The organism is Streptosporangium sp. NPDC050284, assembly GCF_044459525.1.
GTDB lineage: Bacteria > Actinomycetota > Actinomycetes > Streptosporangiales > Streptosporangiaceae > Streptosporangium.
On record NZ_JBITIZ010000003.1, the window covers coordinates 492,384 to 506,790 of the forward strand.

Sequence of the window (14,407 nt, forward strand, 5' to 3'; positions counted from 1 at the left end):
ATTTGGGTTTTGCTTGTTTTGGTCTTGCAAGTTTGAGTCTTGGGGGTGATTATAGAAGCACTCAACCGCTACGCGGAGTGTAGGACTCATGACTGTGCGAGTAATGCTGTCTGCGGACAGCGTGCGTGAAGCCCATCTCGATTGGCTGATCGGGCTTCTCGAAACGGGCTGCCGATGGACGACGGCCAAGCATTCGGCGCTAATGATCGGCAAGAAAATCTTGGACAGCCCTACCGAAGCCACAAAGAAGGTCACCCCATGACCCCCACGCCCGATCTTGCTGAGGCGACCGCTCACGACCTGCTCGCCGAGAAGTTTCCTCGCTGGACCATCTGGCGCAGCGACACCGAACGCTGGTGGGCCACCCGCCACGCCCCGCTCAGCAGGGCCGAGGAGCAGCAGCCCGGCATCGACCGCACGATCGATGCCGACACCCCGGCCGACCTGTGCCGGCAGCTAACCGAGCAGGCCGCGCTGACCGACAAGTGCAGCGGTTCCACCACCTGAGCCCCCGACTGCCGCTGCCACCGGATGTGCGGTAGTCGGGCCATTTCCCAGCCTGCCATGACAGGCCGGGAACCTCACGCGTCGTAGGGGCCCGTGAGGTGCGGTCCCGCCCCCAGCTTGGAGGGGTGAAAGGGCGGGGCCGCCCAATACGGGGTCGGCAGAGAAGCTCGTACTTCCCGCCCGGCCCCCGCCCGGAAGAAGTCCCACCTTCTACCGGGCCTGGTCTCCGTCCGCCCACGCTCGGGCGGAGACCTCCAGTCGTCCAACGGCAGGTGCCCCCGTGCCTGCCGTTGGATATCCGGTCCCCGCTCGCCCCACGTGCGAGCGGGGACCGGCCTCGACAAGAACGGATCGGCCGGGCGGGTGCCGAAGAGTAAGGCATCGCTCCGTAATCCGCACCCGCCAGGCAGCGAGGAGACCATCATGATCGAGCCGTACCCCGGTGACATCGTCTCGTCGGAGGCGACCGGCCGTCTGTGGTTCGTCCACGGCCACCCCGGCGTCGAACTGTTCCTCACCAGCGCTACCGGAACGTGCGTCGCCATGACCGACGCCATCCGCCTGTACGGCAGACTGATCATCCACTGTCGCCCGACCGAGCACGGTCCCATGACCCGATCGCGCCGGGCCCCCTGAACACGTCACGTCGGCCCCTCGCCGAGCCGCGTCAGGGCAGGTCAGATGACAGGTTCTGGAGAGCCGCGACGGGCCGGGAAAATTCATTTGCCCCGGGGGCGCGGAATTTCGTAACGTACAGGCACGCCGAAAGGAGGTGGTCCGAACGATGGTTGATCATAGTTGGGCTAGCGAGGTGGCTGTCCGCTAGGACGCCGCGACCGGACTCTGTCCGGGCGTCAGGCGACGTTCGGCGAATCCACGACAATCACCGGAACCCCGGGCCGCCGGAGGCGGGCGATCCCGCCTGTAGTCCACCGGCCCCCCTGCCGAGCAGGGGGAAGTGGCCCGGGGTTCTTCCCTTTCCAGGCTCTTCCTTCTCGATCGCCTCTCCCGTTCAGGAGGAGCCGGTGGGCGAGGTCCGACCGGCGCCACCTCGTACGGCGGGGATTCGCCGGTCGGCGCGGCCTCAGTGTTCCCTGACGTTCCCTCAGTGCTCGTTCCCTGACGTTCCCTCAGTGCTCGCCGCGGGCGGGGACGCCGAGGGCTGCGCAGGCGTCACGGTAGAGGCGGACGACCTCCGTGCGGACCTGGGCGCGTTCGGTCAGCGTGGTGCTCCAGGGCACCCGGACCGTGACGTCCCGCCCGCCGACCACGGCGGCGAACTCGATCGCCTCGGCGTCGACGCCGGTCGTCGTCGCACCGGTGGCCTCGGGTTGCCCGCCGAGGCCCTTGCAGATCAGCAGCGCGTCATCGGCGTGGTCGTCGTTCATGTGGCGCTTGATCGCCTCGACCACGTCGGGGGTGAAGGGAGTGCTCATGTCCCAGAGCGTAACCAGCGCCCCACCTCACCCGAGCGCGGGTGCCGGACACCCCGCCTCACCCGCCGTCGGGACGAACCCCACCGGGTGGACCCCATCGGGCCGGCCTCACACCTCGTCGGGTACGAAGTCGCCGACCCTCTTGAGCTCGGCCGAGATGTGGGACTGGAGCGGCTGCCCCATGGAGGCCATGTCGTACGCCCACATCAGGTTGCCGTTGACCAGGCCGTAGAGGCGGTGGCCCGCCGTGTACTCCTTCGCGGTCGCAGTGCGGGCCACTACGTCGGTCTGGAGCTCGATCTTGTTGAAGACCACCTCGCCGACGTAGATCTCCACGATGCCGGTGGGGTGTGACAGGCACACCTCAAGCTGGCGTCCGGGGAGCTGGCGCCAGAAACCGGTCTCGGTGCCCAGCGGGCGGACCTTGCCGCCCGCTTCGTCGAGCAGCCAGGTGCGGCTGCTGTAGGTCAGGAACGGCTTGCCGTTGTGACCGAAGACGATCTCCTGGCCGAAGTTGAAACTCTCGATCGTCGGATATCCCCCGACCCCGGCGCCTTCCCATCGACCCACGAGGAAGGCGATCGGCTCAAGATCGGGATGCAGTTCGGGAACGTCCATGGAAACGAGCCTAGAGCCGCTGCGATATGGTTCGCGCCGGTGACGCCGGGCCACATAGGCTGCGAACATGGCACGATCACTGGTGATCAAGGTTACCGCCGGCGAAGACTCACCTGAGCGCTGCAACCAGGCCTTCACGGTGGCCGCGGCGGCATTGGCGAGCGGGGTTCCCGTCTCGCTCTGGCTGACGGGCGAGTCCGCCTGGTTCGCCCTTCCCGGGAGGGCGAAGGAGTTCACCCTCCCGCACGCGGCCCAGCTCGGCGACCTGCTCGACGCGGTGCTCGCGGGTGGCAGGGTGACCCTGTGCACGCAGTGCGCGGCCCGGCGGGACATCACGGTCGACGACGTGATCGAGGGCGTACGCATCGCGGGCGCCCCCACCTTCGTGGAGGAGGTCCTGGGCGAGGGCGTCCAGGCTCTCGTTTACTGAGACCGCAGGAACGCCCCCACCGGAAGACCTCCGTCAGCGGGGCAGCACCGCCGCCAGGCGCTCCTCGCGAAGCCGGTCGAACCAGGCGTCGTCGATCGGTGGCAGCTGGGCGCCCACCGCCCAGGTGAGCAGCAGGTCGGCGAGGCCGGGGTTGCGGGCGAGCGCGGGACCGTGCAGGTAGGTGCCGACGATCTTGCCCGTGTAACAGCCCTCGGTGCCGTCGCCGTTTCCCGTACCGACCGCCGTACGCGCCAGCGGCCGGATCCCGGCCCCGAGCCTGGTGACACCCATGTGGTTCTCGAAGCCGGTGAGCGTGGAGATGCCCAGTGCCGGGTCCGCCTCCCCCGCCAACTCCCCGACGGCCCGGCCTTGGCCGCGCCCGCTGGAGATATCGATCAGGCCGATGCCGTCGACCGGCTGGCCCTCCTCACCACCGAACGTGGTGCCCATGATCTGGTAGCCCGCGCACACGGCGAGCAGGGCCGCGCCCCGCTGGATGGCCCGGTGCAGGCCGCCGTCGCGCCGGAGCCGCTCGGAGGCCAGGATCTGCGGCCGGTCCTCACCGCCACCGATGAGGTAGATGTCGCCGCTCTCGGGAACCGGGTCGGCCGAGCGCACGTGCACGGTCTCGACCGGGATGCCCCGGCGCTTGGCGCGCTGCTCCAGGACCAGGACGTTGCCCTGGTCGCCGTACGTGCTCAGTAGGTCCGGATAAATCCAGACAAGGCGCAGGGCGCTGTCAGACTGCACGACCGAACTCCGATCGGATCTGCTGGAAGGCGGTGTAGTTGGCGATCACGTCGACCTTGCCCGACGGTTGCGCGGCGAGCGCCTGCTCGAACGAGTTCGCCAGTTGGAACGGCACGTCGGCCACGTCCAGCCGGAGCGCGAGGTCGAGCCGCCGTTCGCCGGTCACGAAGACCGGCCTGCCGCGCAGCACGCGGTAGTCGACGTCCCACAGCCATGAGGTGTCGCGGCCGTCGGGCCCCTGGGCGTTCACCGAGAGGATCACCGGAAGCGAGGCGTCGAGCACGTCGAAAGCCTCCAGCCATCCGGCCGGGTTCTTGGCGAGCAGCAACCGGGCGTGCCGACCGTCGCGTTCCACCGTGGTGTATCGACCGGCGACCGACTTCACCTCGCGCAGCCGGGGCAGGGCCCGCTCGACCGGCAGGCCGAACACCTCCGCGGTGGCGAGCGCGATCGCCGCGTTGGCCCGGTTGGCGCGCCCGGGAAGCTGGATGTCGAGCACCCAGCGCTGCCCGCGCGGGTCGATCACCGCGTCGTCGTCGAGGACCCAGGACGGCTCGGGCCGCCGGAAGGTGCACTCGCGGCAGGCCCAGTCGTTCTCCCCCGCCGTCGAGGTGGCGCCGGCGCCGATGCTGCCGGGCGGGACGTACTCCATGCCCTTGCGGTCGAGGGGGCCGCCGCACTCGGGGCAGCACCAGGAGTCTTCCTTCCACGGCTGTCCCGCCGACACCCAGGTGACCGAGGCCGCGGTGGAGGCGCCCCAGGTCACCAGCGGATCGTCGGCGTTGGCGATCACGTGGGTGTTCTTGCCGGCGAGCGCCCGCCGCCACTTCTGGGCGAGCAGCCAGATCTCACCCGCCCGGTCCATCTGGTCGCGGCTGAGGTTCATCAGGCAGACGACCCCGGCCCCCGTGGTGTCGATCACCTCGGGCAGGTATTTCTCGTCGACCTCCAGCACGCCGTACGGGGCGTACTTGGCCGACGACAGCGCCGAGACGTGCCCGGCGGGCATGTTGGCGCCGAAGGCGTTGGTGGCGACGTCGCCGAGCTCCGACAGCGCGGAGGTGATCAGGCGGGTCGTCGTCGTCTTGCCGTTGGTCGCGCTCACCAGCGCGAGCTTGCGGTCGTGCGCGAGCTTGCGCAGAAGATCGGGCTCCAGGACCAGGCTGACCCTGCCCCCGATCACCGATCCGTCCCCACGCCCGGTGACCCGGGACAGGGTCGCGGCCGTCCGGCCGAGAGCGGTGGCGAGCTGCGCCCGCAGCGGAAGCTGAGTCATGCCGTCTCCTCGCTTGGCGACCCGTCACGGGACGACCCGGCGGCCGACCGGCCCGGCCGCGGGACCGGAATCACCGAATCGTTCATGCCGCAGATCTTAGCCCTGCTTCGGCACCGTCACCCCCGGAGGCACGTCACACGCGCCCCCCGGTGACGGTGAGATAGGGAAGCCTTCGCATCCGGTAAGAAAGAACCGAAAAAAGCCGACAGACAACACCGTCCTCACCCCTCGGTGAAGACGAGTTCCGCCGACTCCGGCGAATCCTCGTCGAAGGGCAGCACGAACCGGCGCGGCCACGACAGCACACTCTCCAGCCAGCCCGCCCCCATGGTCTGGGACACGTGCCGGAGCCGCTCCGCCGGGTCGAGGCCGATGGTGACCGTGAGAATGTCGCGCTCCACGCTCTCTCGCTCGTCATCACCGAGGATCACCCGCCAGGCCAGCTCCCGGTTCCTTTCCACCTCCATGGACAGCGGGTGGTGGCGCAGCGCCTTGGCCCGGTGACCGAGCAGCTCGGTGCCCCCGGCGGGACGGTTGAACAGGGCGTACTCCATGACCGGCGCGGAGCCGCGCGGGTTGGGCGCGGGCTGGCCGTGGGGGAAGAGCCTGTCCACCTCATGCAGCCACCGCACCTGCGGGATCACCCAGGCGGGTCCCGGCCGCTCGCCGGGGTCGCGGTCGGGGCCGAGCAGTCTGGTCGCGACCACGGCGACCTGCTCGGTCAACGTGGTCGGGTCGTTCACGGTCCGCAGCGACCACGCGCGACGGCCCACGCAGCGTTCCACCGCCGTGGCCAGCAGGCACTCGCGCCGTCGCGGCGGGAGATCCGCCCAGAGGCCGGCGAGCGCCCTGGGCACTCCCGGCAGCGGCCGGTTGGTGCAGAACGCCAGCACCAGCGTGTCGGCCCAGATCCGCAGCCAGGCCCACTCGGAGGCCGCGGCGAGCAGGTCCGCCTCGCGCAGCTCGACCAGCGTGCACGCCCGGCCGGTGCGGCACTCCTGCCCGCAGGCCGCCGAGCGACGGCCGCAGATGGGCGGCATCTGGCCGGGAACCGGACGCTCGCGATCCTCTCCCAGCGGCACCTGGACGCGCAACGGCCGGTCCATGCCGTCGGCGAAGACTGCGGCGACACCGGGAGGGAGCGAGACGACCTGCCGGGACTGCTCCTCGCTCAGGTTCGTCGCCGCGCCGACCAGCTGGCGGTCGTCCTCGGCGGGGAGCCGGTGGATCACCTTCAGCGCGGTGTTCTTCACCACGTCGGAGACGAGCTTCGTGGGGATCTGCTCGGCGACCACGATGCCCTCGCCGTACGCGCGGATCTCGGCGAGCATGCCCGCCAGGAGTTCGACGGCGTGCGTGCTGGCCCGCCCCGCGCCCCGGTCGCGCAGCAGCCGGTGCGCCTCCTCGATCACGATGACGTGCTTGAGCCCGCTGCTGCGCTCCTTCCTGGCCCGCATCCGCAGGTGCTCCACGATCCGGATGATCAAGGTGCCCATCAGGAACGCCTTGTCCTCGTCGTTCGCGACGTCCTCGATCGCGAGCACCACGTTGCGCTGGAGCAGGTCACCGATGTCGGCGGGGTGTCCACCCTCGAAGAAACGGCCCGCGGAGCCCACCCGCAGCGACCGCAGCCGCAGTGAGATGAAGCCCTCTACGTCGGCCTGGACCTCCTTGCCGTAGCCGATCTCCTTGATCACATCCATCGCGTGCTGCTGGAGCTGTTCGAGGGTCGGCACGGCAGGCCTGACGGCGGCACCGGGGGCGGCCCAGCCGGTGACCACGTCCCAGCCGTTGGCCTCGTACACCCGCTGCAGGGCGAGCGACATGATCTGCGGGAACGGCTCCTCGGCGTCGAAGGCCGCCATGAACAGGGCTCGGACCATGTCGATGTGGGCCTGGACCGGGTATCCGGGCTCGGGGGCGAGCGGGTTGACGCTGAACGGCACGCTCTCCGGTGCCGACGGATTGATCACGGTCACCGGGGCGAGGGGCTCGATCCTGCCGCCCATGGAGGCGTACTCGGACTTGGCGGGCTCGATCGCGAGCCACGGGATGCCCGCGCCGGTGAGCTGTTCCAGCAGGTGTCTGACGGTCTGCGACTTGCCGGAGCCGGTGGCACCGGTGATGAACGCGTGCCGGTTGAGGGTGGCCAGCGGGACCTTGAACGAGCCGACCGGCCTGTCCTGGCCGTCGAGAATGGATCCGAGCTCGACGGTGAGCTCGCCGGGCACGGTGTCCGCCTCGCTGGTCACGTCGAAGAAGCCCGCGTCGAGGACCCGTACTCCCGGCACCTCCCGGTGCGGCAACCCGGCGAGGGCGGCGAGCGCCCCGGCGGTGGCCGCGAACGGGGAGGCCGCGCCGTCCGCCGGGTCCTGCAGGGTGGTCGCGAGCGCCTCGGCGAAACCGTAGACGGGGCCGGACAGCGCGCTGCGCAGGCGGTAGGGGTGATGGCTCATCTCGGCGGAGCCGACGAGCACCGGGGCGATCTGGCGCAGCTCCTCGGGTCCGGCGGCCCCGGCGAGCACCCGGACGTTCCAGAGCCCGGCCTCGCGAAAGGCGTCCAGCTCCTGCATGCGCCGCTCGGCCCGCTCCGCGTCGTAGCGGGAACGCTCGGAGGCGTCACCGTACTGCCGCAGCACGTTGAGCTGGGTGCGCAGGTGCGCGACCTCGGCGTCGAGCAGGTCGGTCTGCTCGGCCACCACCAGCCAGGCGAACGGCCGGGACATGAGCGTGACCAGCGTCGACTCGAAAAGTGTGGGCCGCCTGATCTCATCGGCGTCCGGCTCTCGGCGTCCGCCGAGCGGAGGTGCCTGACGTCCCGGACAGACGGTCCAGGCGAGGTCGGACAGGTCGCGGAGCCACTCGTCGCCGATCCGGACGCCACGGGCACCGCTGGGGAAGAGCAGCGGTTCCGGACCGCCTGGGACCTGCTCGACCTCGGTGGCGGCCCTGCGGGGCGGGCGCGGCGGGGTGAGCGGCCCCGCGTTGGTGATCAGCTCCAGCGGGGCGCCCGACCCTCGCGAGAGCCAGCCGACCACGAAGGGACGGTTGCGCTGGGCCGTGGAGAGCACCGCGGGCAGGACGGTGACGAAGTCCCACTCGGCGGAGGAACTGCGCGAGGGCGCCGTGATCGCCTGGATTCTGTACCAGGGCCCTGTCAGGGCGTTGGGCGGACGGGAAACACTTGGCTGCATTTGGTCTCCACCCGGGGGACCCGGCTCCAGGCCGGAGGGTTGACGCTTCACGGATCGCTCCGTTGTACCGGCCGACGCATGATCGAGATCGAGGGTAGGTCACCCCCGCGACCACGGTCGAACCTGACTCGGGGCTCGCACCCTGGCATTGACCATCCCATTACGACATACGGACGCCTCGTTGACGCACCCTGCGAAAACGTCGCCGCTCGAACGATCCTCACCTTGAGTTCCCCCCTGAGCAGGCCCCTCGGCGTGGACCGGAATCTCATCAGCGACGGCGCCAGTCGAGCCTCGCCGGAGGCGGGCCGAGGTTGGGCGGCGCGTCCTCGAACGCGCTCGACGCGTGCGGCTCCGGCTTCTTCTCCTGCGCCTGTTCCAGCGCGGCCTCCTTGATCTCGTCGAACTCGCCCAGCGTCGTCTTGGGGAAGGTCAGGATGGCCGGGTTGGCGTCGGCGAGGCGGACCCTGCGGCCCTCGGCGGTGGCGTCGGTGACGATCACCGAGGTGGTGGGGAGCTGCTGGAGCTGATGGGGCTCGACGAGGAACTCCCTGGAGCGGTGCAACACCCGCTCGGTCTCCCCCATCGCCTTGGTCGCGCGGCGGCCCCACTCGGTGGAGGAGGTGATGTCCTCCTTGAGGTCCGTGTGGTTCACGTCGCGCTCCTCGTCGCCCTCCTCCGCCTGGCCGACCGTGGAGACGTAACCGCCGTCCATCCCCGCTCCCGCGGCACTGATCGTCTCGGTGAGCTGGGCGAGCTCCAGGCGGTGCTCGGTGCCGACGTGCTCGCTGGCGATCCGGGCGTCCTCGGCGTTGCCGAGCCGCATGAACGTCACCGCCGCGTGCCCGCGCCCGAGCCGCTCCCGTACGGTCGGGGTGAGCGCGCGGTAGGTGAGCACGAGGCCGGTCCTTGAGGTCTCGCAGGCGTCCATCAGCCGGTCGAGCACGTCGCCACGGAGTTTGTCCGCGCCGGCGACGATGATCGTGTGGTACCACGGCCGCTCGGAGGCGGGCGACTGGCGCAGGATGTGGGTGAGCGCGGTCGCGACGTACGTGCCGAGGACGCGGTTTCCGAACACGCCCGCCTGACGGTCCATCGACACGACCCGCAGGCGCGCGGGCGGCAGGCGCACCGCCTCGGAGCCGAGGGTCTCCAGCTTGCGCAACTGCGACTCCAGTGCCCACGCCCGCTCGATCACCACCCGGTCGCTCACGCCCCGGCCGAACAGCGTGCCGATCCGCTCCAGCTGGGTGGCGGTGATCAGGCCGAACCGCAGGTCCTCGCGGGGGTCGCCGACCTGGGCGAGGGCACGCAGGGCGGCGGTGACCTGGTTGATCGTGGCACTCTCGCCGAGGACCTCCAGGACCCGCTCCAGGATGGCGTTGTCGAACGACAGATCCCTCGTCGTACGGTGCTCCTCGCTCACGCTCACGACGTGGGCGAGAACGTCGGCGAAGGCCTCCGGGGCCAGCGTGGCGCCCAGGTCGAGCCGGGGCAGGTCGACCGGCAGCACCCAGACCAGCGGGTCGTCGCCACCCCTGCGCGCGAGTTCGATCAGGTCCTTGGCGATCGCGCCCTCGGACAGGTCGAGCACGGTCAGGTGGCCGCCGCTGTAGAGACGGGTCGCGCCGAGCAGGGTGATCAGCGCCGACCAGCCGGGCAGGGTGCCTCCGGCCACGTCGATCCGGTCGATCTCGTCGGGCACGGCCACGGCGTACCAGGTCAGCTGGCGGTCGTGACGCTCCTTCTTCTCCGCCCACTCCCGGTATCGGGCGGCGTGCTCCTCCTGGGCGAGGAAGAGCTCCCGGTCGCGTTCCTCCCGCAGCCGGTCACCCGCCATCTCGCGCTCCTTGATGCGCTGGCGTACCGCCCGGTCGCCCTGGTGGACGGCGTAGCTGCAGAACGCCGCGATGCCGCCGGCGGCGATCACCCCGACGGCGGCGAACGACCAGCTGAGCATCTCGGTGAGGCCGAGGACGAGGATCAGGGTGGCGAGCGCGGCCATGAACCCGCGGACGATCTTGACCGGCCGGTTCAGGAGGTCCTCGTTGAGGCGTTCCCTGCGCACCCACTCGGGGTCGAGCGGCTCGGGAGGATTCTCGACGGGCGAGGGTCGCTTAGGAGCCGGACCCGGATCAGGGTGCAACAAGGCGTACTGCCAGCCCAGGTAGATCCGGTCCGCCTGGAGCTGCGCATGCTCGGGATGCACGTCCGCCACGGAACCTCCGCCATCGGGCTCATCGAAAGCCTCGGAGACAGCGTAAGAGTTCGCCATCGTATTCGGGCAGCGTTCCCGTCAATCCGCTCCATTTTCCCCAGGTTTACCACTACTTAAGGGACAGGTGGGGCAGATGGGGCGGACATCAGCGTTTAACATCGTTTCTCATGACTGCCCCTCCCAAGGGTCCCACCGGACGGCGCCCCATCGCGGTCCCGCTCGTCGCTCTGGTGGCGGTCACCGGTCTGGCAGTCACCACCGTCCTCGGCGGCTTCGCCACGGCCTCGGAGAAGCCGCCCAAGCGGCTGGGCCAGGGCTCGACCGTGGATCAGGAACAGTTCACGACCACGTTCGTCGGATCCCGCACCGTGAGCGAGCCCGGCCTGTTCGGCGGCCCGGCCAAGCGTCTCCTGGAGATCGAGCTCCTCGTCGTCAACAAGGGCGAGGAGACCGCCGGCATGGGGGCGCCCTACCAGAAGGGCCTGGTCGGCGGATCCTTCGGGACGTCCCTGCTCAAAGTGACCCCGGAGATCAACGGCAAGTACGGCGCGTCGGTGTTCACCCCCACAGGAGGGGGCGAAAGCAGTCAACTGCACCCGGCCCTGCCGACCAGCGTCGTGGTCCGGTACGAACTGGAGGACGGGCAGCGGCCTCCCAGACAGCTCACGATCGACGTCGGCACGTACGAGTGGCGTGAAGGGATCACCCTCGCGCCGGGCTGGTTCCTGGTCACGGAGGACGACGAAGGCGACGAGGGCAGGGAGAAGCCCGTGGTGACGGCCCAGGTCACGCTGCCCGTCATGCCGGGGGGAGCGCGCTCGTGAACGTCTCCTCCCGTCCCCGCACCGCCGGTGCCGTACTGGCCGGGATCTCGCTCGCGGCCTCCGCCGTGGGACTGCAGGCCTTCGGCGCGGAGATCGCCGACCACGACGCGCCCCTCACCTCGACCGGCGCCTTCAACGAGGAGGTCACCGGCTCCCGGATCTCCGCGCGGGTCAAGGCGGTCTACGCGGCCAAGGCCATCGCGACCAGGAAGGCGAGCGGCGAGCAGGAACGCGTGACCGCCAAGGGGATCTTCATCATCGTCGAGGTGGGCGCCACCGCGACCTGGGAGCCGCAGCGGTTCGGGCCTCCCCGGCTGCTCACGGCCGGCGGGCGCCGTTACGTGGCCTCCGACAGGGTGGACCAGACGCTGACCATCACCCACCCTTACATCCAGCCGGGCTGGTGGACCGAGGGCGTGACGGTCTTCGAGATCCCGCCCGGGGAACTCCCGGACTCCCGGATCCTGCTCGCCCCCTCGTCGGGTTTCATCGTCGAGCCGAACGGACCCGAGATCGAGATAGACCTGGGCCTGGATGAGACGGCCGCGCGGCAACTCACCTCCACCGCGAAGGACGTCTACGAGTTGGCGAGCAGGAACTGATGGGGACGCCGCACCGGGGAGTCTCCGAGGACGATCAGGACCGCACCTGGTCCGCCTCGCGGGAGGAGCGGCCCGCACACGAGGAACGGCCCGTGCACGAGGAACGGCACGCGCGAGAAGATCGGCACGCGCGGGAGAACCCCTCGACGGGAAACCCGCCCATGATGGAGAACCGGCCCGCATGGGAGAACCGACTCGCGCCGAAGAACCGGCCCGTACGACAGGAACGGCCCGCCCAGGAAGGTCATACTTCCGCACCGCCTCACGATCCCTACCGAGGCAGCCCCTGGCCCACCGCCCTCGGCACCTGGCCGGTGCCTTCCACCGACCGGCAAACGCGTACCGGACAGACCCAGGAACCTCCGGCCGCACCCCCGGCCCCCGCCCGGAACCGTCCCACCCCACCTCAGCGTCGGCAACCTCCGGGCGGCCAGTGGACTCCCGCTCCCCTGCGGATATTTCCTGACGAACAGGTCTGGCCTCCCAAGCCGCCCGCGGAGGAGCCGGCGGAGGTCTCGACCCAGCCGTTCCCCTCCCTCTCCGCTCCCCCGCTTCCCCGCTCCTCCGCCACCCGAACGGGAACGGCTGCAGCCGTCGCCGTACCGGCCGACGGCGTGCCCGCCGGAGAACCGTCCGCACCGAAGACCCCGCCGAGGCGAGGCCGCCGTACGACACTGCGGGTCGGCGGGGCGATCGTGGCCGTCGGACTCGGCATCGTGGCCTCCACCTGGAGCGGTTACACCGTCTACAGGACCGGCAACCCCGCCGACAGGATCTACACCGTCGCCGCCGGGGGTGACATGACGCTGATGCACGTGTCGTGGAAGGCCTCGGTCGAGCAGGTGGACGACCTGCCCGGCCAGAAGCCCCTCCCGCCCGACCGCCAGTGGCTGAAGATCAAGGTGACGAGGACCGCGCTGGACGCCGAGGGCGTCAGCCTGCGTGGTGATCCCGAGGTCGAGGTGAGGCACTCCGACGGTCGCGTGTGGAAGGTCCTCCCCGAGAGCGACGACATCCCCGACGAGGTCAAGGACCACAGGGTCGGCACCGCCTACTCCTACGACATGATCAGCGTGGTGCCCAGGCATCTGGCCGGGCAGGTCGAGGTCCACGTCCGTCCCGCCACGTTCCACGTGGTGGAGAACCAACCCGTGGAGGACATCCTCAAGAAGGCGGCGACGGAGAAGGACCCCGTCCAGGACCAGGTGCTGCGCTTCAGGCGGTGAGCGTCTTCCCCGCCTCACGGCCGCGTGTGGCCGCGATGTCGAACGTGGCCGCCAGCAGGCAGACGGTCAGCGTCAGCACCACCAGCTCCCTGACGAACTCGACCGGCCCGGCCAGTGCCAACCAGACGAACGGGTCCTCGTTGCCGATCAGCATCCGCACACCCCGGTCCGCGTAGTCGGTCACCACGCGGATCGCGACATAACAGAGGCACAGGGCGCCGAACAGCACGGGACCACCCCTCGCCGCGAGCCGGAAGGCGTTCACCGGGGGAACCCAGCGCTCCTGGAATCCGGCCGTGGCGTGGGCCATCGTGCTCCGGGTGAGATCGTGGCTCCGCTCCACCCTGGTGGCCACGTTGTCGAGCCTGGTTCCCCGTACGACGGCCCGGGTGTCCTCGGCGAAGGCGCCGTAGACGAGCGAGGCGACCGTGAGCCAGGTGAGCGGGACGATCAGCCCGTCGACCACATGGGGCCAGGTGTCCCCGACCGCGTTCCAGAAGGGCTTCCACCACGGCAGTGCCTCACCCGCCGCCTCGGCCCATTCCTTGAACGTCACCACGACGACCCGCTGGTCCAGCCAGTCCGCCCGCGCCTCCGCGAAGGCGAGGAGGGCGTTGATGCTGTAGAAGGCGAAGGCCAGCTCGAAGAAGGTCGCGAACACGCCGCTGCCCCTGCCCTTGCCGTTGACGTGCCGCCGGCCGAACAGCACCCTGAGCAGGTACGCGACCACGGCGACCCCGATGGAGACCCGAACGTCCAGCGTGGAGAGCCCGGTGCCGCCCTCTATCTCGTTCCCCGCGAGGCTCGATGCGAAGTCCTGGTCGACCCGCCTCGCGGTGTCGACGGCGATGAACTCCCTGGCGTCCGCGGTGTGGAACCCCCAGGCGAGGTAGATGGTGGCGAAGAGCAGGGTGGCACGGTTCAGCGCGCCGAACATGCTCTCGTCCGCCTCGCCCGCCTCCCGCCGCACCCGGATCTCCCGGAGCGCACCGCGCACCGCGTGCAGCATGCCGACCATGACCACGAGTTCGTTCAGCACGATCAACGTGAAGACGAACATCGTGATGACGAGCCGCACCTGCCGGTGGTCACCGTGGGAGACCTCGCTGGCGGCCACCATCAGCAGTTCCCTGACCACCCTGCCCACCGAGAACCAGAGGATCAACGTGAGGGCACAGGCGCCGAAGATCTTGAGTGTGTGCATGGGCAGCGAGACCGCGGAGAGCGAGGCGGGCCTCCGGTCGACTGCCGGCGACTGTGTGGGTATGACAGGCGTTTCAGGCACCGACGCATGCTAACGACTCCCCTGAAGGAACGCAGCCCGGC

At 70.0% G+C, this 14,407-nt stretch carries 14 protein-coding genes; 7 read left to right on the forward strand and 7 right to left on the reverse strand.

Annotation, left to right across the window (positions count from 1 at the left end; genetic code table 11):
* Positions 1–103: 103 nt before the first annotated feature.
* From ACIBH4_RS09835 to ACIBH4_RS09845, 3 genes are all read left to right on the forward strand, one after another.
* Positions 104–262, forward strand: a complete 159-nt coding sequence (locus ACIBH4_RS09835; protein ID WP_362503321.1) for a hypothetical protein — start codon at positions 104–106, stop codon at positions 260–262.
* Positions 259–507 (forward strand): hypothetical protein, encoded by a 249-nt coding sequence (locus ACIBH4_RS09840; RefSeq protein ID WP_362762846.1) that lies wholly within the window; start codon positions 259–261, stop codon positions 505–507. The genes ACIBH4_RS09835 and ACIBH4_RS09840 overlap by 4 nt, the downstream gene beginning before the upstream one ends.
* A 423-nt stretch (positions 508–930) precedes the next feature.
* Positions 931–1,143 carry a hypothetical protein gene (locus ACIBH4_RS09845; protein ID WP_362503327.1) on the forward strand — a complete coding sequence of 71 codons (213 nt, stop codon included), beginning with the start codon at positions 931–933 and terminating at the stop codon, positions 1,141–1,143.
* A gap of 494 nt (positions 1,144–1,637) precedes the next feature.
* On the opposite strand, the gene ACIBH4_RS09850 is transcribed toward ACIBH4_RS09845, so the two are convergent.
* Both ACIBH4_RS09850 and ACIBH4_RS09855 read right to left on the reverse strand, forming a co-directional pair.
* Positions 1,638–1,943 (reverse strand): DUF2470 domain-containing protein, encoded by a 306-nt coding sequence (locus tag ACIBH4_RS09850; protein WP_362503330.1) that lies wholly within the window; start codon positions 1,941–1,943, stop codon positions 1,638–1,640.
* Between the two features lie 108 nt (positions 1,944–2,051).
* Positions 2,052–2,561: an FABP family protein gene (locus tag ACIBH4_RS09855; RefSeq protein ID WP_362503333.1), complete on the reverse strand. Its 510-nt coding sequence runs from the start codon at positions 2,559–2,561 to the stop codon at positions 2,052–2,054.
* 67 nt (positions 2,562–2,628) lie between these two features.
* Here ACIBH4_RS09855 and ACIBH4_RS09860 point away from each other — a divergent pair, with 67 nt between their 5' ends.
* Positions 2,629–2,991 carry a DsrE family protein gene (locus ACIBH4_RS09860; RefSeq protein WP_362503336.1) on the forward strand — a complete coding sequence of 121 codons (363 nt, stop codon included), beginning with the start codon at positions 2,629–2,631 and terminating at the stop codon, positions 2,989–2,991.
* Positions 2,992–3,024: 33 nt separating this feature from the next.
* Here ACIBH4_RS09860 and ACIBH4_RS09865 read toward each other — a convergent pair whose 3' ends face one another.
* From ACIBH4_RS09865 to ACIBH4_RS09880, 4 genes are all read right to left on the reverse strand, one after another.
* On the reverse strand, positions 3,025–3,741 hold the full coding sequence (locus ACIBH4_RS09865; RefSeq protein ID WP_362503339.1) for a glutamine amidotransferase: 717 nt from the start codon (positions 3,739–3,741) through the stop codon (positions 3,025–3,027).
* Entirely contained in the window at positions 3,731–5,017 is a 1,287-nt protein-coding gene (locus ACIBH4_RS09870; protein ID WP_362503342.1) for a MurT ligase domain-containing protein, read from the reverse strand. Before ACIBH4_RS09870 ends, ACIBH4_RS09865 begins: the two co-directional genes overlap by 11 nt.
* A gap of 221 nt (positions 5,018–5,238) precedes the next feature.
* The gene (locus ACIBH4_RS09875; RefSeq protein ID WP_362503345.1) at positions 5,239–8,211 is read right to left on the reverse strand and encodes an ATP-binding protein; all 2,973 of its coding nucleotides are present in this window, start codon (positions 8,209–8,211) and stop codon (positions 5,239–5,241) included.
* Positions 8,212–8,482: 271 nt separating this feature from the next.
* Positions 8,483–10,420, reverse strand: coding sequence for a hypothetical protein (locus tag ACIBH4_RS09880; protein ID WP_362503348.1), 1,938 nt, complete (start codon positions 10,418–10,420; stop codon positions 8,483–8,485).
* 176 nt (positions 10,421–10,596) lie between these two features.
* On the opposite strand from ACIBH4_RS09880, the gene ACIBH4_RS09885 reads away from it, so the two are divergent.
* Genes ACIBH4_RS09885 through ACIBH4_RS09895 form a run of 3 tightly spaced genes read left to right on the forward strand, consistent with a single transcriptional unit; the run spans position 10,597 to position 13,081 of the window.
* Positions 10,597–11,253, forward strand: a complete 657-nt coding sequence (locus ACIBH4_RS09885) for a hypothetical protein (RefSeq protein WP_362503351.1) — start codon at positions 10,597–10,599, stop codon at positions 11,251–11,253.
* Entirely contained in the window at positions 11,250–11,855 is a 606-nt protein-coding gene (locus tag ACIBH4_RS09890; RefSeq protein WP_362503354.1) for a hypothetical protein, read from the forward strand. Before ACIBH4_RS09885 ends, ACIBH4_RS09890 begins: the two co-directional genes overlap by 4 nt.
* A complete protein-coding gene (locus tag ACIBH4_RS09895) occupies positions 11,855–13,081 on the forward strand; it encodes a hypothetical protein (RefSeq protein ID WP_362503357.1) in 1,227 nt (408 codons plus the stop codon). Before ACIBH4_RS09890 ends, ACIBH4_RS09895 begins: the two co-directional genes overlap by 1 nt.
* Here the strand turns inward: ACIBH4_RS09895 and ACIBH4_RS09900 are convergent.
* Complete coding sequence (locus ACIBH4_RS09900; RefSeq protein WP_362762840.1) at positions 13,071–14,366, reverse strand: hypothetical protein; 1,296 nt, start codon at positions 14,364–14,366, stop codon at positions 13,071–13,073. The two genes, ACIBH4_RS09895 and ACIBH4_RS09900, sit on opposite strands and share 11 nt — an antisense overlap.
* Between the last annotated feature and the right edge of the window lie 41 nt (positions 14,367–14,407).